Source organism: Amycolatopsis sp. NPDC033938, from assembly GCF_055575975.1.
Genome location: NZ_JBVIRO010000001.1, coordinates 492,453 through 511,050, shown reverse-complemented (window position 1 = coordinate 511,050; position 18,598 = coordinate 492,453). Strand labels below are relative to the sequence as shown.

Below are 18,598 nucleotides of genomic sequence, written 5' to 3'. Positions count from 1 at the left end.
GCGATGGAGGAACGATGCGTTCGCCGAAGGATTTCTTCGCCCCGCTCGCGGTGGGGGCGCCGGAACCGCTCCGCCAGATCCCCGTGCCTCCTTCGCGGATGATCCACTTCTTCGACCCCAGCAACGAGAAGATGGCCGCCAAGGTCCCGGACATCGCCAAGAAGGTCGACGTCCTGCTCGGGAATCTAGAGGACGCGGTGCGGGCCGACCGCAAGGAGGCGGCGCGGAACGGGCTCGTCTCCATCGCGAAGTCGACCGACTTCGGCAAGACGCAGCTGTGGACCCGCGTCAACAGCCTCGACTCGCCTTGGGTGCTCGACGACCTGATCACCCTGGTCACCGAGATCGGCGACAAGCTCGACGTGATCATGGTGCCGAAGGTCGAAGGCGCGCAGGACATCCACTACGTCGACAGGCTCCTCGCGCAGCTCGAAGCGCGGGCCGGCCTGACGAAACCGCTCCTGGTGCACGCCATCCTGGAGACCGCCAGCGGTGTCGCGAACGTCGAGGAGATCGCCGGCGCGAGCCCCCGCATGCAGGGCATCTCGCTCGGCCCGGCCGACCTCGCCGCGAGCCGCCGGATGAAGACCACCCGGGTGGGTGGCGGACACCCCGGTTACCTCGTGCGCACGGACCCGACCGGCGAAGACCTGAACGAGGGACGCACGACGTATCAGCAGGACCTCTGGCACTACACCGTCGCGCGGATGGTCGACGCCTGCGCGGCGAACGGGATCCTGCCGTACTACGGGCCGTTCGGCGACATCCGCGACGTCGTGGCCTGCGAAGACCAGTTCCGCAACGCGTTCCTGCTCGGCTGTGTCGGCGCGTGGAGCCTGCACCCGGTGCAGATCGACATCGCCAAGAAGGTGTTCTCGCCGTCCCCCGAGGACGTCGCCTGGGCGCGGCGCGTGATCGCCGCGATGGGTGACGGCACCGGTGCCGTGATGATCGACGGGAAGATGCAGGACGACGCGTCGGTGAAGCAGTGCCGCGTGGTCGCCGAACTCGCCGACGCGCTGGCCGCCGACGACCCCGAACTCGCCGCCGCCTACGACGCGGCCACCAAGGAGGCCCTCTCATGACTTCCGCGGCTTTGAAGCCCCGCCGCTCGGTGCTGTACATGCCGGGCGCGAACGAAAGAGCGCTGGAAAAGGCCAAGACGCTGGACGCGGACGGGCTCATCCTCGACCTCGAAGACGCCGTCGCGCCTGACGCGAAGGAAGCCGCACGTGAACGCGTTTGCGCGGCCGCGTCGTCGAAGGAGTACGGCTCACGCGAGGTGACCATCCGCGTGAACGGCCTCGACACCGAGTGGCACGACGCGGACCTCCGGGCCGCCGCGCAGGCCGGCCCGGCCGCGATCGTGGTGCCGAAGGTGAACTCCGCCGCCGAGGTGCACAACATCGAACGCGCGCTGGAACTCGGCGGCGCACCCGACCACACGAAGATCTGGGCGATGGTCGAAACCCCCGTCGCGATGCTGCACGCCGAGGAGATCGCGGCGGCGTCCGAACGGCTGACCGTGCTGGTCATGGGCACGAACGACCTGGCGAAGGAACTGCACGCCGAGTTCGTCCCCGGCCGCGCGCCGCTGCTCGGCGGGCTTTCCTTGGCGCTGCTGGCCGCCCGCGCGACCGGCAAGGCGATCCTCGACGGCGTCTACAACGACGTGAAGGACCTCGAAGGCTTCGAGGCCGAATGCCTTCAGGGACGTCAGTTCGGTTTCGACGGCAAGACGCTGATCCACCCTTCGCAGTTGGAGCCGTGCAACCGCGTCTTCGCGCCGTCGGAGGAGGAGATCGAGCGGTCGCGGAAGATCATCTCGGCGTTCGAAGAGGCTCAGGCTGCCGGACAGGGCGTCGTGACCGTGGACGGGCGGATGATCGAGAACCTGCACGTGGACAACGCGCGGCGGATCCTGGCGCTCGCCGACGCGATCGGCCGCTGACGCGAGCTGAAGGACGCCATACCCGCATGAGACGCGGTGAAGGGCCCTTTACCCGCGTCGCATGTGGGGAAAGCGTCCTTCAGCTCACGCTAAGCTGGTCGACGAATAGCCCCGGATGGCCCCTGACCTTTGGTCCTGTCACCGGGGCTTTGATCTTTCTGTTGCCGGCTGGCAAAGCAACGCCCCTCGGAATCCTCGCCTTCACCAAGACGCTCGACCCCATGACGTGACGCGTTTCGTCCTCTTAGAGGACTAACACGGCCAGGGGCGGGGTGTGGGGCGAAGGGTTTCGTAGGCGGCAGCGGCGCGAAGGACGTCGAGGTCGGCGAAGCGGCGGCCGCTGATCTGGAGGCCGATGGGCTGGTCGTCGCTGGTGTAGCCGCAGTTGATCGAGACCGCGGGCTGGCCGGACATGTTGTACGGCACGGTGAACGCGATGTGTTCGAAAGGCCGCCGAGGATCGTTGGTCGGCGACGGCCACTCCGCGGGCGGGGCCGGGACCGGGCAGGTCGGTGACAGGACGACGTCGAAGCGTTCGGTGGCGCGCAGGGTCGCGACGGCGATGGCGTCGATCTGCGCGAAGCCGCGATAGGCGTCGACGCCGGTGACGTCGGCGCCGCCCGCGGCCCAGTCGGCGATGTACGGCAGGACCTTCGCGCGGCGCTCCTCAGGCAGTTCCGACATGTCCGACCAGGCACGGACGCGCCAGAAGGTGTCGAGCCCGTCGAGCATTTCGCGGCGCAGGAACGGCGAAACCTCCTCCACCACGGCACCCGCGCTCTCGAACAGCCGGGCGGCCTCGGTGACGGCGGCGAGGATCTCGGGCGAGACCGGGAGTCCGACGCCCGGATCGAGGTGCAGCCCGATCCGCAGCCCCTTGACCTCGCAAGACAACGCCGTCCAGTCGAGCGAAGCGGGTGGCAGCGAAAGGTGGTCGCGACCGTCCACACCGGACAGAACGCTCATCAGCAGCGCGGTGTCGGCCACGGTCCGGGTCATCGGCCCGGCGACGCGGCCGAGGAACGGCGGATCCACCGGCACCCGGCCGAAACTCGGCTTCAGCCCCACCAGACCACACCATCCGGCAGGCAACCGGATCGAGCCGCCGATGTCGGTGCCGACATGCAGCGGCCCGTAACCGGCGGCGGCCGCCGAACCGGCTCCGGCGCTGGAACCGCCGGGCGTACGTGCGAGGTCCCACGGATTCCGCGACGCGGTGTGGAAACTGGACAGCCCGGACGTCAGCATCCCGTAGTCCGGCATGGTCGTCTTGCCCAGCAGGACACCGCCGGACTCGCGTACGCGGGCGGCCGCCGGGGCGTCTTGAAACGCCGGCGTCAATGCGGAAGCGGCCGTCCCGAGCGGGACCGGCGTACCGCGGGTCGCGATGTTCTCCTTGAGTGTCAAGGGAACGCCGTCGATCGGCCCGAGCTGTTCCCCGGCGTGCCAGCGGCTTTCGGACGCCTTCGCGTCTTCACGCGCGCCGCTCGGGTCGTACGCGTAGAGCGCGTGCAGCTCGGGTTCGCGCGCCTCGATGCGCGCGAGGACGGCTTCGGTCACCTCGACCGGCGACAGTGTCCCGGCGCGGTACTGGGCGACCAATTCGACGGCGGTCAGGTCGGGCAACTCCGGCACAGCGGGCCTCCTCACGTAGCGGGCGGTTCGAAGCGGCCGTCGACCGCGGTCCAGCCGCCGTCCACCGCCAGCACAGCGCCGGTCACGAACGACGACGCGTCCGAAGCCAGGTAGACGACGGCGCCGGCGAGTTCGCCGGGACGAGCCCATCGGCCGAGCGCGCCCTTGGTCGCGTAAGCGTCGTACCAGGCCGGATTCGCTTTGATCTGTGCTGTCAGCGGGGTCTCGACGACGCCGGGCGCGATCGCGTTCACGCGCACCCCGGCCGGGCCGAACTCCGCCGCGGCCGTGCGGAAAAGCTGCACCAGACCGGCTTTCGTCGCCGCGTACGGACCCTGCCCCGGTTCGACGGTGGTGCCGCGGATCGAGGAGAACCCGATGATGCTGCCCCGCCCGCGTTCGACCATCCCGGCACCGAACGCGCGGACGACCTCGAACGTCGCGCCGAGGTTCAACGCGATCACCCGGTCGAATTCCTCGCGGGTGTACTCGAGCAGTCGTTTGCGCACGTTCGTCGCGGCGGTCAGCACCACGACGTCGATCTCGCCGAGTTCCTTCGCCGCTCGTGCGGCGGCTCCGTCCGAGAGCAGGTCGATCTCGTACGCCTCCCCCGCGCCGGTTTCCTCGGCGGCGGCGACATCGCGGTCGGCGACGACCACCTCGGCGCCGTGGGCGGCCAGCGCACGCGCGGCTTCACGGCCGATACCGCTGCCGCCGCCGAGCACCACGGCCCGCCGTCCGTCGAGGCGGAACAGGTTCTCATAGGTCACGGCCGCAGCACCGCCATCCTCGTCACGGTCAGTTCTTCGACCGCGAACCGCGGCCCTTCCCGCCCGATCCCGGAGTCCTTCACGCCGCCGTACGGCATGGTGTCGGACCGGAAACCGGGTACCTCGTTGACGACGACGCCGCCGACTTCGAGTTCGTCGAGCGCGCGGAACGCGGTCTTCAAGGACGTGCTGAACACCGAAGCGTGCAGGCCGTAGCGTGACGCGTTGACCGCGTCGAACGCCTCGTCCACGTCCGCCACTGTGCGGACGCAGACGACCGGGCCGAAGATCTCCTCGTCCCAGCATTCGAGGCCGCCGGGCACGTCGAGGAGCACCGTCGGCCGGATGACCGTGCCGTCCACCCCACCGCCGACCAGGCGCGCACCGGCTGAAGTCGCTTTGTCGACCCACTCCTGGACGCGTTGGGTCGACCCCGGATCGATCAATGCCGACACCCGCGTCTTCTCGTCACGCGGGTCTCCCGCGACGACCTCGCCGAGCCGCGCCAGCAACCGTTCGGTGAACTCCTGGGCCACCGCCTCGACCACCAGCACCCGCTGCACCGAGATGCACGCCTGCCCGGAGGCATAGAACCCGCCGCGCAGCACCGCGTCCACGGCCGCGTCGAGTTCGGCGTCTTCCGCGACGACCAGGGCGGCGTTGGACCCCAGCTCCAGCAACGTCTTCGTGGGCGCCGCGTCGCGCGCGATCCGGTGCCCGACCAACGCGGAGCCGGTGAACGACACCGCGCCGACGCGGCGGTCCGTGACCAGCGCCGATCCGACGCCCACGTCGCCGGTGACCAGCTGGACCATCGCGGGCAGGTCGGTCAGCTCGCGGACGAGATGGACCAACCACAACGTCGCCAGCGGCGTCTGCGGCGCGGGTTTCACCACGACCGGGCAACCGGCCGCGATGGCGGGCGCGATCTTGTGCGACGCCAGCAGCAGCGGATAGTTGAACCCGGCGATGCCGACGACCACACCGATCGGCTTGCGCTTCCAGAACCCGACGAGCCCGTCGCCGGACGGCAGCAGATCGAGCGGCACGGTCTCCCCGTGCAGCCGCGAGACCTCTTCGGCGGCGGCCTGCCAGGTGACGATCGTGCGGGCGACCTCGACCCGGCAGTCGATCAGCGGTTTGCCGGTCTCCAGCACCAAAAGCTGCTCGAATTCGGAGCGCCGGGCCGCCAAAGCAGCCGCGACGTCGTTCAGGAGCGAACGCCGGGTTCGCGACGGCAAGGCCGCGACCCGCTTGAACACCGCGACGGCCTCGTCGATCGCCCGCGTGGCCAGCTCCGGTGTCCCGACCGGCGCGCGGCCGATCTCACTCCCGTCATACGGGAACACGACCGGAGCGTCCATAGTGGACACCCAGCCGTCGCCGATCGGCAGTCCTTCCGGATACTCAGGCATCGTCCCCTCCCCGCAACCGCGCCAGCTCGGCCCGCAGATTCGGCGCGGCGGCCAGCAGTTCCCTGGTGTACTCGTGCTCTGGCGCGTCGTAGACCTGCTCGACGTCGCCCAGTTCGACGATCTCCCCGCGCCGCATCACCGCGACCCGGTCGCAGACATGCCGCACCACGCCGAGGTCGTGCGAGACGAAGATCAACGTCAGTGAGTACAGCTCGACCAGCGACGCGAGCAGGTCGAGGATCTGCTTCCGCACCGAGACGTCGAGCGCGCTGACCGGTTCGTCCGCGATCAGGACGCTCGGGTTCGGCGCGAGCGCCCGTGCGATCGAGATGCGTTGCCGCTGCCCGCCGGAGAACTGGTGCGGATAGCGCCCGGCGGCGTCTTCCGGCAGGCCGACGGCCTTCAGCAACTCGGAAACCCGCGCGGGATCCCGGCGCCCCAACGGCTCGGAGATGATGTCGCGCACCCGCATCCGCGGATCGAGCGAGCCCATCGGATCCTGGAAGACGATCTGCAGTTCCGACCGCAGGAAGCCGAGTTCGCGTTCGGGCAGGGTGTCGACGCGCTTGCCCTGGAACGAGACGCTGCCGGCCGTCGGCTTGTCGAGGGCGGCCAGCAGTCTGACCAAAGTGGACTTTCCCGAACCGGACTCGCCGACGATGCCGAAGCGCTGACCGGCCTCGACGTCGAACGAAACACCACGCAAAGCGTGCACATCGCGACGCTGGTAGCGGCGTTCCAGGTCTCGGACCTCGATCATCATCGGCTCGCCCCCAGATCCGAAGCAGCCAGGAGTTTCTTGGTGTACTCGTGCTTCGGCGCTGTCAGTACTTCGCGCGTAGTGCCGGACTCGACGATCTCGCCGTCCAGCATCACCAGCACCCGTTCGCAGACCGACGCCACGACGGCGAGGTCGTGCGTGATGAACAACAGCGCGCTCTCCCGCTCGCGGACGCCGTCGAGGATCAGCTCCAGGATCTGCGCCTGCACGGTGACGTCCAGCGCCGTCGTCGGCTCGTCGCAGATCAGCAGCTTCGGGCTGTTGGCCAGCGCGATCGCGAGGACGACACGTTGCCGCTGCCCGCCGGACAGCTGGTGCGGATAGGCGCGGAAAGTGCCCGGCAATCCGACGGACTCCAGCAAGGCCTCGGCCGCCGCGCGAGGATTCCCGCCGTCGCGGTGGATCCGAATCGGCTCCGCCACCTGCGCGCCGACGCGCATCGCCGGGTTCAGCGCGGTCATCGGCTCCTGGAACACCATCGACAATTCGTTGCCGCGCAGCCGCGAAAGTTCCTTCTCCGGCGCGCCGAGCAACTCGCGGCCGTCGAGTTTCACCGAGCCGGACGCGACGAGTTCTTCGGGCAGCAGTCCCATGATCGACAAGGCCGTCAACGACTTCCCGGAACCGGACTCGCCGATCAGCCCGACCCGCTCACCTCGCGCGACGTCGAAGGAGACGCCGCGAACCAGATCGCCGATCCCCAGGCCGTGTACTTCCAGCGTCATAGCCGCGCCGCCAATCGGGGGTCGAGTCGATCGCGGAGGCCGTCCCCGAGCAGGTTGAAGCCGAGGACCGCGATGGCGATCGCGACACCGGGCACGAGCGCGAGGCGCGGGTGCAGGGTCAGGAACACCTGCGATTCCTGCAGCATCCGGCCCCACGACGGGGTCGGCGGGCGCGTGCCGAAGCCGAGGAACGACAACGCCGCTTCCGCGAGCACGGCGATCGCGAACGACACGGACGCCTGCACGATCAGCAGTCCGGAGATGTTCGGCAGCACATGCCGGGCCGCGATGTTCGGCCGCGACCGGCCCGCCGAGCGCGCGGCCAGCACGAATTCGCTGCTCATCACCTGCAACGTCCCCGAGCGCGCGATCCGGGCGAACGACGGGATGGTCGCGATGCCGATCGCCACCATCGCGGTCAGTGTGTCCGCGCCGAACACCGCGCCGAACATGATCGCCAGCAGCAGCGCGGGGAACGCGAGTACGAGATCGTTGACCCGCATCACGAATTCGCCCAGCCAGCGCGACGACATCCCGGCGAGGATGCCCAGCGGTGTCCCGATCAACGCGGCGATGCCGACCGCGACCACGCCGACGTACAACGTCGTGCGGGCGCCGACCATGAGCTGGCTGAGCACGTCACGGCCGAAGCTGTCCGTGCCGAACAGGTGCGAGCCGCTGAACCCGTGCAGCCGGTCGGCCGCGTCGACCCGCACCGGGTCGAATGGTGTCCAGACAAAGGAAAGCAGCGCGGCGAGCACGATCAACGCGATCAGCACGGCGCCGATCACGAGGCTGCGATTGCGCATCAGGAACCTCGCAATCTCGGGTCGAGCACCGTGTAGAGGACGTCGACCACGAAGTTCACCAGCAGCACCCCGACCACCAGCACCAGCACGATCCCCTGCACGGACAGCAGATCGCGCGACGCCACCGAGTCGAGCAGCATGCTGCCCAGCCCCGGCAGGACGAACACGCGCTCGACCACGACCGCGCCGACCAGCAACGTCGCCAGTTGCAGACCGAGCACCGTCACCACCGGCACGGCGGCGTTGCGCAGTCCGTGCCGGAACAACGCCTGGAACGGCCGGAGTCCCTTGGAACGCGCTGTGCGCAGGTAGTCCTGTCCCAGCGTGTCGAGCACCGCGGAACGGACGTATCGAGTCAGCACGGCCCCCTGTACGAGTCCCAGCGACAAGGCGGGAAGGACGAGACCGCGGAGGAATTCGCCGGGATCCTGCACCGGCGGCGTCCAGCCACCGGAAGGCAGCCACCGCAACTGCACGGCGAAGATCTGCACCAGGATGATGCCCGCGAGGAAGGCGGGGATCGCGACGCCGATCTGCGAGAGCCCGGAAACCGCGGTCCCGTCGGCCTTCCGGTGCCGCACCGCGGCGAACGTGCCCGCCGGGACGGCGATCAGCAGCGCCACCAGCATTCCGGCGCCGACCAGCCACAACGTCACGCCGAGCCGGTCGGCCAGCGCCGGCCCGATCTCCTCGCGGGTGACGTACGAGCGGCCGAAGTCGCCTTGCAGGACACCGCCGATCCAGTCGAAGTACTGCGTCACCAACGGCCTGTCGATGCCGAATTCGGCACGGGTCTTCGCGACCAGCTCCGGGGTCGCGTTGACGCCGAGCGCGACCTGCGCCGGATCGCCCGGCAGCACGGCCATGAACAGGAACACCACGATGGACGCGACCAGCACACTGGCCACGAGGATCGCCAAGCGGCGAAGGACCCTGACCGTCATCGCGGCGCCAATCCCGTGAGATCGAAGGACTCGCTGACCTGGTTGCGCACGAAGCCGGTCACCTTGTTCTTCGCCACGATCACGTTGGGGAACAGGAAGAGCCAGTCCGCGGCGGCGTCCTCGGACAACTGCCGGGCCACCTTCCGCATCGCTTCGATCTGCTCCTGGGGCGTCCCGCTGTCCGCCTTCGCCAGGTTTTGCTGGACGGGCTTGCTGTCGTAACCCCAGTAGTACTTCGGCCTGCCGAAGGTGACGATGTCGCGCGCTTCGACGTGCTGGATGATCGAGAGGTCGTAGTCGTGGTCGGTGAAGACCTGCTTGAGCCATACCGCCGGGAAGTCCAGCGGCTCGATCGTCACCGTGACCCCCACATCCGCCAGCTGCGACGCCACCACCTGCGCGGCCGAGACCGCGTACGGCAGGTTCGGGATCCTCAGCCGCAGCGGCGGAATCGGCCGTCCGACTTCGGCGAGCAGTGCTTTCGCTTTCGCGGGATCGAACGGGTACGCGTTCGAGAGATCCTCATACCAAGGGTCCGTCGGCGGGACCATACTGCCGATGAGCGTGCCGCGTCCGGCCCAAGCGGTGTCCAGCAAGGCCTTCCGGTCGATCGCGGAGGACAACGCGCGCCGCACGCGGACGTCGTTCAGCGGCGGGCGGGCGTTGTTGAACGCGAGCGTGACCTCGCTGTTGGTCGTGCCTTCGACGACGGTGAAGCGGTCGTCGCTCTGGAACTGCGGGATCGAATCGGGCACGGTGATCGCGGAGATGACGTCGATCCCGTTGCTGAGCAAGGCGTTGTTGAGTGCCGTCGGATCCTTGATGTACTTGAGCACCACCGTCGAGTACGCCGGTTTCCGGCCCCAGTACGCGGGATTCTCCTTGAGCACGATGGAATCGCCGCGCCTTCGCGAGGACACCGTGTACGGCCCGGTGCCGACCGGTTTGTTGGCCAGATCCGCGACACCGGTGGGACTGAACATCGCGCCGAGACGGCTGGTCAGGCTGAAGAGCCAGCCGTTGCTGGGCTTCGTGAGCACGACCCGCGCATGATCGGGCGCCACGACGTCGACCCGGTCGACGACGTCCATTGTGGACTTGATCGACACGGTCCAGTCGGCTTTGACCCGCATCAGCGAGAATTTGACGTCCTCGGCGGTGAACGGCGCGCCGTTGCTGAACTTCGCGTCTTTGCGCAGCTTGAAGTCGTAGGTCTTGCCGTCGGGGGAAACCGTCCACGATTCGGCCAGCAACGGCACGATCTTCGCGTCCGCGTCGAGTTTCACCAGGCCCTCGTAGACGTTGTAGAGCAAGGCCTGCGGGATGGCGGCGCCGTCGGTGCGGGTGAAGTCGAAGTTCGCGGGTTCCGCCGTGTACCCGACCGCGAGCGTGCCCGGATCCTTGGCGACGGTGGCACTCGAACCGGCCGAGCAGCCGGACGTCACCAGCAGCAGGGCGAGCGCCGCCGCGTGGATCCGGGCTTTCATCCTGCCCCCTGGCCGGTAGACTGGTCTGACCAGTAAACCAGACGAGACGGCAGGGTCAAGATGGAATTCGAGCCGGTCTCCCCTGTCCGCGCGTACCAACGGGTCGTCGAGCAGATCGAGGAAGCCGTCTTCAGCGGCCGGATCAAACCCGGCGACCGGCTCCCGAGCGAACGCGAGCTGATGGTCCAGTTCGACGTCGGCCGCTCGACGGTGCGGGAAGCGCTCCGAGTGCTGCAGGCGGCGGAAATGATCCGCTCGCGGCCCGGCGACCCGCGCGGCCCCGAGGTCCTGGCCGCCTCACCCGCCGCGCTGCACCGGTCCATGCACCGGCTGGCGCGCGCCGACCACATCGGTCTCTCCGAACTGCTGCAGTTCCGCATGGTGCTCGACGGTTCCGCACATCTGCTCGCCGCGCAGCTCAGGACCGAAGACCATCTCACCGAACTGGACACCGCGCTGGAAGCGATGCGCGCCGGGGTTTCGGAGGGTTTCGCCGAATTCAGCCGCGCGGACGTCGCGTTCCACGAGGCCATCGCCCGTGCGACGGGCAATCCGCTGCTGGTGATCAGCGGCGAGGTCGTCCGCGGCGTCGTACTCGAACTCATCGAGGACAAACTGGAGCACGCCGACGACCGGACGGCGTTGATGCGCAACTGGCTCACGCATCACGAAGAGGTACTGGGGGCGATCCGGGACTCGGACGGCGAGCGCGCCTCACGGCTGGCGAAGCAGGCGCTGTACGACAACTACGCCGAGTACGTCCCCGAAGAACGACGTCGTCTCTTACAGCCACTGCTTTCGTAACACTCCGTCGCGCCGGGCCGACTCACTTCTACACTCGCTCAAGTGGGGGATGCCATGGAGCCTTCGACAGCCCGGCAGGGTGTCGGCCTCGCGCTGTCCGGCGGCGGCTATCGCGCGATGCTCTTCCACACCGGCGCCCTGTGGCGGCTCAACGAACTCGGCTGGCTGTCGAAGATCTCGACGTTCTCCAGTGTCTCCGGCGGTTCGATCGCGGCCGGGATCCTCGCGCACGCGTGGTCGGAGCTGGACTTCCGGAACGGCGTCGCGAACAACTTCCACGATGAGGTCGTCGAGCCGGTCCGCAACCTGGCGCGCACGCGGCTCGACATCCCGGTCACCTTGCGCGCCATGGCCATCCCGTGGCGAAGCGCCGGCGAGGAACTCGCGCGGGTGTACGCGAAACACCTGTTCGGCGACTGCTGCCTCAGGGATCTGGACCCGGCGGGACCACAGTTCGTCTTCACCGCGACCAACCTGCAGGACGGCGCGCTGTGGTGGTTCTTCCGGCAGGACGGCCCGCACGGGAACATCCCGCTCGCGACCGCGGTGGCCGCGTCGTCGGCGTTCCCGCCGATGCTCTCGCCGGTGGTCATCCACGATCCGCTTTCGGCCAAGGCGCGTAAGAAGATCGTGTTGAGCGACGCCGGCGTCTACGACAACCTCGGCCTCGACCCCGTCGAAGGACAATGCGCGACGGTGCTGGTCAGCGACGCCGGTAAGCGGATGAAAATCAAGCAGAGGGTCAACCGCGACTGGGGGCGGCAGCTGCTGCGGGTCCTCGACGTCATCGACAACCAGGTCCGCGAGCTGCGGCGCGGTGCCCTGCTGAAGTCCTATGTGGAGAAGGAATTCGCGGGCGGCTACTGGGGAACCTACGTCGATCTGGAGAACTTCGAGCTGGCGGATTCGCTGGCGGCGCCGGTCGACCTCACGCACAAGCTGGCGGAAACGCCCACCCGGCTGACGAAGCTGCCGGAAGTGCTCCAGGAGCGGTTGATCAACTGGGGTTACGCGGCTTGTGACGCGGGGATGCGGCGGTGGGTCGAGCGCGAGGCGGCGGCTCCGGCGGGTTTCCCGTTCCCGAAGTCGGGCGTCGGCTGAGCGTCCCCCAATGCAATGAAAGGTCCTTTCCTTGCAAATTTTGCAAGGAAAGGACCTTTCATGGCGCGCTTGTGGTCAGGCGACCAGGTTCGCGTAGACGATGATGTTGTCCTTGTAGCTGTGCTCTTCCTTGTCGAAGACACCGCCACAGGTGATCACCCGAAGCTGCGGTTTGTCCGTGTTGCCGTAGACCGCGTCCTCGGGGAACTGGTCCTTGGGAACCTGGTCCTTCTTCTCGACCACGAACTTCAGGACCTTGCCGTCACTGCGGTCGACGAGGATCTCGTCGCCGGGGTTGACGTCCTTGAGCTTGTAGAAGACGCCCGGCTGCTTGTTGCCGTCGACGTGCCCGAGCAGGATCGCCGGGCCGACGTCGCCGGGCACCGGGGAAAGCCGGTACCAGGCGGCCTGCATCGGGTTCTTCGCCGACGGGACGGACATCTTGCCGTCCTTGCCGATCGCGACCGTGACCAGACTCGATTCCGCGCCGATCTTGGGAATCTTCACGTTCGTCGGGCGAACGCCGTTGAACGGCTTGACGACCGGCGGAGCCGATTCCGACGGCGCCGCCTGCGCGGCGGGCGGGGCGGGTTCGTCGGTGCCGCAGCCCGTCAGCGCGAGTGAAAGGACAAGGGCGGCCGCGACCAGGCGGCCGCCCTGCGTCAGGAGCTTCATCCGATCAGGCCGCGGTGGCGCCGAAACCGGTCTCGATGCCGCCCTTGGGCTTCAGCTTGACCTGCTTCTTCGGCTTGACACCCGGCGCGGTCGAGCCGCCGCCGACCGTCGCCTCGATCTCGATGTCACCCTTGCCCGGCTTGCCGTCGCAGGTCCAGGTGAAGGTGCTCGAGCTGCCCTTGAAGCCGGGCTTCGCCTCGATCATGTAGATCCACAGGTAGGCCTCGCCGCCGTCCTGGAACGTCTCGACGATGTTGTAGTCCGGCGCGGTGACGTCGGTCGGCTCCGAACCGCAGAAGATCGCCAGCGCACCCTCGGTGCCCTCGACGTACCCGGCGCCGACGTTCAGCACGGGCTTCGGCGGGGTGGTGGAGGTCGGCTTCTCCGAGGTGGAGGTCGGCGAGGGCGAGCCGGAAGTCGGCTTGCCGCTGGTCGAGGTCGGCGTCGGCTGCTGCGACGACGAACCCGGAGTGCTCGTCTCGGGCGGAGCCGTGGTCACCGGGCCACCCGTGTAGGTCGGCCCCGCCGGAGCGGAGGACGTCGTCTCGGGCGGAGCCTCGGGGGACGAGGTCGTGGTCTCGGTCTGCGCCATCGCGACCGGCGTCACGGCCAGCGAGATGAGGGCGCCGGCCAGCACCGCGCCCGCGACGCGGCCCAACGTCTTCTTCAAAGTGATCTCCCAGTGGAAAAGCATCGCAACGCACGGTGACCCCCACCATGCGACCACCCGGGGGGATTCCCACGTTCGGGTGACAGCGCGATCCTGCCGTAAAAAAGCGGGCGGACTGTAGCGAATAGACAGTGACAAGACCCACTGGGAAAACCGGTAACGCTGGGCTGCCCCTGCTCGATACAAGGGGCCGAAGTCGGCTCAACAGAGGGAATTCCTCGCGGCGCCGAAGGAATATTAACACCCGGATGGCCGGAACGGCGGTGCTCCGGAAGCAATCTTTCCGCTTCCTTCGAACAGCACGAAAACTCCCGTTTTCATGGCCGAAGCCGTGTCTCACCGTGATTACCCAAGCTTCGTTACCCGCTGGTTCACTCTTTCGGAGGGCCTGCTGGTGAAAAAGTGGCCGACCGACGGCGAAAACCGGTTCCCGGCAACTTGAAGGTCACGATCAGGACACCAGTGCCGAGGCCAGATCCGTCCAGAGATCTTCCGGATCTTCGAGCCCGACGCTGAACCGGACGAGTCCGGCGGGGACGTGGGCGTCACCCGCGAGCCACGCCCGCCGTTCGACCAGGCTCTCGACGCCGCCGAGACTGGTGGCGGCGCGGATCAGCCGCAGCGAGCCGATGACCTTGTCCGCGGTCTGGGCGTCCGGGAGCTCGAAGGCGATCATCGTGCCGGAGCCGGGATAACGCACCCGGGTGATGGCGGGGTGGTCGACCAGCCGCGCGGCCAGGAGCGCGGCCGTGCGGGTCTGCTCGGCCAGCCGGACCGGCAGCGTCCGCAGTCCGCGCAGGGCCAGCCAGGCTTCGAGCGCTCCCGGGGTCGCCCCCATCCTGGTGCGCGCGTCGCGCAGGTCCTTGGCGACGGCTTCGTCGGCCGCGATCGTCAGTCCGAGCAGGAGATCGCTGTGCCCGCCGATGAGTTTCGTCGCGCTGTGCACGACGATGTCCGCGCCGAGGTCCAGTGGCCGCTGCCCGAGCGGGGTGGCGAAGGTGTTGTCGACGGTGACCAACCCGTTCGCGGCGGCGGCGATCGTCTCGATGTCGATGACGTCGAGCGTCGGATTGGTCGGCGATTCGAGCCAGAGCAGGTCGGCGTCCGCGGCCGCGACCCACGCGTCCGTGTCGTCCGGGGCGATCTCGGTGACCACCAGGCGGCCGGTGCGCTGGGCGTGCGCGAGCAGTCCACGGGACCCGGCGTAGGAGAACGTCGGCACGCAGACCTTCGCGCCGACGGGCAGCGTGTCGACGACAGCGCTGAGCGTCGCGATCCCCGAGGCGAACGCGGTGGCGTGCCCGCCTTCGAGCGCGCCGATCGCGGCTTCGAGCGCCTCCCAGGTCGGCGTGCCGTCCTCGCGTGAATACGCGCGGTCGGCGCCGGCGTCGAAGGTGCTCGCCGCGACGATCGGCACGTTCAGCGGTTCGCCAGGGCCCTCCGGACGTCCGGCGGCGACGGCGAGGGTGCGGGGTGACCAAGCGTTCGTGTCCACCCCGCCACCGTAAACCGTTCCCGCGCTAGTGGGCGTACACCTCGAACTCGTACAGGGAGTAGCCGTACTTCGTGCCGCGCTGGACACCGGCCATCCGGACATAACGGCCGTCCACCGCTTCGAAGGCGACGTTGTCCTGCCCGCCGTCCCCGTCCACTATGGACGCCACGTCGCGCCAGTTCGTCCCGTCCGATGAGACCTGCACCTTGTACGCCTTGCCGTACGCGGATTCCCACCGCAGGACCACCCGGGACACGCGCTGCACCGAGCCGAGGTCGACGGTGATCGACTGGTTGTCGCTCCAGTCGCTCGCCCAGCGCGTCGACAGGTCGACGTCGATCGCCTTGGACGGCGGCGAGTCGAACCAACCGGTCTCGTGGCTGCTGGCGCTCGCCGACCGGCCGGTGGCGAGGTTGGCGATGTTGTCGCCGCGCTTCGCCGGGAACTCCACGACCTGCTGGAAGGTCGGCCGGTTCTGGGTGCTGATCTTGTCCTGGGTGATCCCGCCGAGCGCGCGGTGGACGATCGTGTCGGCGCACCACTGGTCGCCCGCGGCACAGTCGCCGTCACCGGGGTAGACGGTGTTGGCAGGCTGCGCGGCGGCCTGCGTCAGCGAGTCGAGCAGCACCTGACGGCAGGCGTTGACGTCACCGCCACCACAGAACTTCGCGCCGAGCGGACCGGCGACGTTCTGGCCGAGCACCGAACGGATGTCCTTGTGCACGTAGCCCCACCAGCCCGCCTGGTACGACGAACCGGCGTGGGGCTGGCCGACGTGCTTCCCGGGAACCTCGTTCTGCCAGCCGGACGGCGACTCGTTGATCTTCAGCACACCCACCATGGCGGCGTAGGCGGCGTCACCCATGCCGGGTTTGAACTGGGCGTTGACCAGCAGCGGCCACCAGGCGTCCATGATGCGGATCGCGTCTGCGTTGGCGTAGGCCTTGCTGCCGGGCGAAGTCTCCGAACGCAGACCACCCGCGGCGAGCCAGGTCTTCAGCTTCGCCACCGCGTCCGCGGCCGGACCGGTCACCGGTGCCTTGTCGATCACCTTGAACAGTTCCGGCAGCACCTTCTCCGCGCGAAGGTCGGCCAGGGCCGCCTCCTCCATGGCCTGCGTGAGGTTCACGCGCGTCACCCTGGTGCCGCTGGAGATCAGCTTCTTGACCCGCGCGTCGATCAGATCACCGCGGTGCACGGAACTCTTGTCCGCGCCACTGGCCGCGTAGCCGTTGGCCTGCGCGTTGTTCCAGCTGATGTAGTAGTCCTGGTTGACCGACTGCGGATGCTGCGACGACGGCGTGTAGTTCGCGAGGTTGCCTTCGGGGTTCCAGCCCTGCCAGTCGAATCCGGCGTCGGCCTTCACCGGCATGGCCGGGTCGACGTTCGGATTGCGGACCGGGTTCGAGCCGGAGTTGAAGTAGGCCACGTCACGGGAGTCGGCGTAGAACCAGTTGTAGGTCTGGTTGACGTCGACCGCGGCGGCCTGGAAGTCCTGCGCGGATTTGATCGCGTCCGGATCGTTGAACTTCTGGAAGCCGATGATCGTGTCGATCTCGTGTTGGAAGGTCGAGCGCAGCGACGCGTACGCGACCGGTTTGCCGCCGACCAGCGCCCGGCTCGTCACCGGACCGTACTTCGTGCGGAAGCTGCGCAGGGTGTACGAACCCTCTGCCGTGCCGTCGGCGACGGTGGGCTTCCAGGCGTTCTTGCGCTCGACGATCTCGAACGGCAGGCACTGACCGCGGAAGCGGTAGAAGTTGGAGTTCTTCGTCGGCGCGGAACCGTTCTGCTCGCAGAGTTCCACGGCGTAGGTGTCGATGATGTCCTGCGACGCCGAGGTCGCGCTCCACGAGTAGTCCTTGCCGCGGCCGAGCAGCACGTACATGCTGATGCCCGCGAAGGAGGCACCGCGGGCGCTGATGCCGGGGCCCTGGAGTTCCTGCAGCATCAGCAATTGCGGGGCGAAGTAGCCGGCCTGCGGGCCGAAGACCGCGACCGGGTGACCGCTCGCGGTCTTGGCGCCGGAGACCACCAGCGCGTTGGACATGCCGTGCTTCTCGGACAGCATGTTGCCGGGCAGGACGCCGTCGTCGAAGATGCCGCGGACGGCCTTCTGGTCGTCCGGCGCGGGAACCTCCACCTTGGCCGGGGTCGCCGTCCCGGCGGAACCGGTCGGGTCGAAGACCAGTTGCTGCCCGGAAACCGTGCCCTTGTCCGGCATCGCGGCGCCCTGCGGGTTCGCCGGGGCCTTGCCGTAGTCGAAGGTCTGTCCATTGTGGAGGGTTTTGACGGTCTCGGGGTCGTCTTCGGACCGAAGGCTCTTCCAGACCTTGTCGCCCTGTTCGAGGCCGTACTTCTCCTGCATCGCCATCTTCGCGATGGCGTTCTGCACCTCACCGCCACCGCCGGCGCCGAACTGCGCGCCGACCACCGCGGCGAGCACGACGAGGTCGGTCAGCTTGAACGGCTCGATGGTCCCGGCGTTGGTGATCGAGTCGATGTGCCCGGTGAGGACGTACTCGCCGGGAAAGTAGCGGCCGCTGTGCGCGTCGGAGATGTATTTGTTGATGCCCTGGACGTAGGCCTCGGCGTCGGCCTTGCCCTGCGCGCCACGCGGACCGCTCGCCGCGGCGCGGTCGATCTGCGCCTGCAGTTCCTGTTCGGTGTAGGGCGCCGACGCGAAGAAGCTCTGCTCGAGTTCGCGGTTCCCCTGCGCGCCCCCGGCGTACGAGGTCAGCTGGCCGCGGCCGACACGGCGCATGATGTCCATCAGCCACAGGCGATCCTGCCCGGCGGCGTATCCGGCGCCGTACATCGTGCCCGGCCGCGTCGTGCCGACGATCCGGGGGACGCCGGTCGCCTTGTCACGGGTGATCGTCACGTCCGATCGCGGTTGGATCGTGCTCTCGACCTGCCCGGACTGGACGCCGAACGAGGCGTCGTTGAAGAACTGGTTGATCTTGTCCGTGGTCAGTGTCTTGTAGCCGTCGGCGAGCGAGGCGTACTTCCCGAGCTGGTCGGCGGAATGCGCCGGACGGGTGCCGAAGGCCTTGTGCGCCAAGATCTCGGCGAGGGTGGCGTTCCCCTTGGTGCCGGGCGGCAGGATGTCGGCGCACTGACCACCGCAGTAGTCGTCGAGCGCGGCCGCCACCACCGAGTTCTGGGATTCGGCCGCGTTCGCCTGCGGTGCCGGGACGGTCCCCGTCACCAGGGTCAGGCCCGCCAGCGTAGTCAGGATCCGTATGCCTCGTCGCATGAAAGACCTCCGTCGTCGGAGCGTGACGAGGCGCACACTACCGACGGGTATCGAATTTTGTGAAGAGTTTTCGCATT

16 protein-coding genes are annotated in these 18,598 nt (G+C 68.3%); 4 read left to right on the top strand and 12 right to left on the bottom strand.

Translation table 11 applies throughout. From position 1 onward, the window contains the following. Positions 1-14 precede the first annotated feature (14 nt). Positions 15-1,085 carry an HpcH/HpaI aldolase/citrate lyase family protein gene (locus ACZ5ZX_RS02515; RefSeq protein WP_465459592.1) on the top strand — a complete coding sequence of 357 codons (1,071 nt, stop codon included), beginning with the start codon at positions 15-17 and terminating at the stop codon, positions 1,083-1,085. An 11-nt stretch (positions 1,086-1,096) separates the two neighbouring features. Next, positions 1,097-1,951 (top strand): HpcH/HpaI aldolase/citrate lyase family protein, encoded by an 855-nt coding sequence (locus tag ACZ5ZX_RS02510; RefSeq protein WP_465501015.1) that lies wholly within the window; start codon positions 1,097-1,099, stop codon positions 1,949-1,951. A gap of 252 nt (positions 1,952-2,203) precedes the next feature. Here ACZ5ZX_RS02510 and ACZ5ZX_RS02505 read toward each other — a convergent pair whose 3' ends face one another. Genes ACZ5ZX_RS02505 through ACZ5ZX_RS02470 form a run of 8 tightly spaced genes read right to left on the bottom strand, consistent with a single transcriptional unit; the run spans position 2,204 to position 10,517 of the window. Then, positions 2,204-3,586, bottom strand: coding sequence for an amidase (locus ACZ5ZX_RS02505; protein ID WP_465500299.1), 1,383 nt, complete (start codon positions 3,584-3,586; stop codon positions 2,204-2,206). Between the two features lie 11 nt (positions 3,587-3,597). Next, positions 3,598-4,356, bottom strand: a complete 759-nt coding sequence (locus ACZ5ZX_RS02500; protein WP_465500298.1) for an SDR family NAD(P)-dependent oxidoreductase — start codon at positions 4,354-4,356, stop codon at positions 3,598-3,600. Next, positions 4,353-5,771, bottom strand: coding sequence for an aldehyde dehydrogenase family protein (locus ACZ5ZX_RS02495; protein WP_465500297.1), 1,419 nt, complete (start codon positions 5,769-5,771; stop codon positions 4,353-4,355). Before ACZ5ZX_RS02495 ends, ACZ5ZX_RS02500 begins: the two co-directional genes overlap by 4 nt. Further along, positions 5,764-6,534 (bottom strand): ABC transporter ATP-binding protein, encoded by a 771-nt coding sequence (locus ACZ5ZX_RS02490; RefSeq protein WP_465500296.1) that lies wholly within the window; start codon positions 6,532-6,534, stop codon positions 5,764-5,766. Before ACZ5ZX_RS02490 ends, ACZ5ZX_RS02495 begins: the two co-directional genes overlap by 8 nt. After that, a complete protein-coding gene (locus ACZ5ZX_RS02485) occupies positions 6,531-7,277 on the bottom strand; it encodes an ABC transporter ATP-binding protein (protein ID WP_465500295.1) in 747 nt (248 codons plus the stop codon). The genes ACZ5ZX_RS02490 and ACZ5ZX_RS02485 overlap by 4 nt, the downstream gene beginning before the upstream one ends. Next, positions 7,274-8,086, bottom strand: a complete 813-nt coding sequence (locus tag ACZ5ZX_RS02480; protein WP_465500294.1) for an ABC transporter permease — start codon at positions 8,084-8,086, stop codon at positions 7,274-7,276. Before ACZ5ZX_RS02480 ends, ACZ5ZX_RS02485 begins: the two co-directional genes overlap by 4 nt. After that, positions 8,086-9,030: an ABC transporter permease gene (locus tag ACZ5ZX_RS02475; RefSeq protein WP_465500293.1), complete on the bottom strand. Its 945-nt coding sequence runs from the start codon at positions 9,028-9,030 to the stop codon at positions 8,086-8,088. The genes ACZ5ZX_RS02480 and ACZ5ZX_RS02475 overlap by 1 nt, the downstream gene beginning before the upstream one ends. After that, positions 9,027-10,517 carry an ABC transporter substrate-binding protein gene (locus tag ACZ5ZX_RS02470; RefSeq protein ID WP_465500292.1) on the bottom strand — a complete coding sequence of 497 codons (1,491 nt, stop codon included), beginning with the start codon at positions 10,515-10,517 and terminating at the stop codon, positions 9,027-9,029. Before ACZ5ZX_RS02470 ends, ACZ5ZX_RS02475 begins: the two co-directional genes overlap by 4 nt. A gap of 60 nt (positions 10,518-10,577) precedes the next feature. On the opposite strand from ACZ5ZX_RS02470, the gene ACZ5ZX_RS02465 reads away from it, so the two are divergent. Both ACZ5ZX_RS02465 and ACZ5ZX_RS02460 read left to right on the top strand, forming a co-directional pair. After that, positions 10,578-11,321, top strand: a complete 744-nt coding sequence (locus ACZ5ZX_RS02465; protein ID WP_465500291.1) for a FadR/GntR family transcriptional regulator — start codon at positions 10,578-10,580, stop codon at positions 11,319-11,321. 54 nt (positions 11,322-11,375) lie between these two features. After that, the gene (locus ACZ5ZX_RS02460) at positions 11,376-12,422 is read left to right on the top strand and encodes a patatin-like phospholipase family protein (protein ID WP_465501014.1); all 1,047 of its coding nucleotides are present in this window, start codon (positions 11,376-11,378) and stop codon (positions 12,420-12,422) included. A gap of 75 nt (positions 12,423-12,497) precedes the next feature. Here ACZ5ZX_RS02460 and ACZ5ZX_RS02455 read toward each other — a convergent pair whose 3' ends face one another. The 4 genes from ACZ5ZX_RS02455 to ACZ5ZX_RS02440 all read right to left on the bottom strand — a co-directional run bounded on the left by ACZ5ZX_RS02455 (position 12,498) and on the right by ACZ5ZX_RS02440 (position 18,521). After that, complete coding sequence (locus ACZ5ZX_RS02455) at positions 12,498-13,097, bottom strand: class F sortase (protein WP_465500290.1); 600 nt, start codon at positions 13,095-13,097, stop codon at positions 12,498-12,500. Between the two features lie 4 nt (positions 13,098-13,101). Next, positions 13,102-13,791 carry a hypothetical protein gene (locus ACZ5ZX_RS02450; RefSeq protein WP_465500289.1) on the bottom strand — a complete coding sequence of 230 codons (690 nt, stop codon included), beginning with the start codon at positions 13,789-13,791 and terminating at the stop codon, positions 13,102-13,104. A gap of 427 nt (positions 13,792-14,218) precedes the next feature. After that, positions 14,219-15,262: a trans-sulfuration enzyme family protein gene (locus tag ACZ5ZX_RS02445; RefSeq protein WP_465500288.1), complete on the bottom strand. Its 1,044-nt coding sequence runs from the start codon at positions 15,260-15,262 to the stop codon at positions 14,219-14,221. A 25-nt stretch (positions 15,263-15,287) separates the two neighbouring features. Then, positions 15,288-18,521: a penicillin acylase family protein gene (locus ACZ5ZX_RS02440; RefSeq protein ID WP_465500287.1), complete on the bottom strand. Its 3,234-nt coding sequence runs from the start codon at positions 18,519-18,521 to the stop codon at positions 15,288-15,290. Positions 18,522-18,598 lie beyond the last annotated feature (77 nt).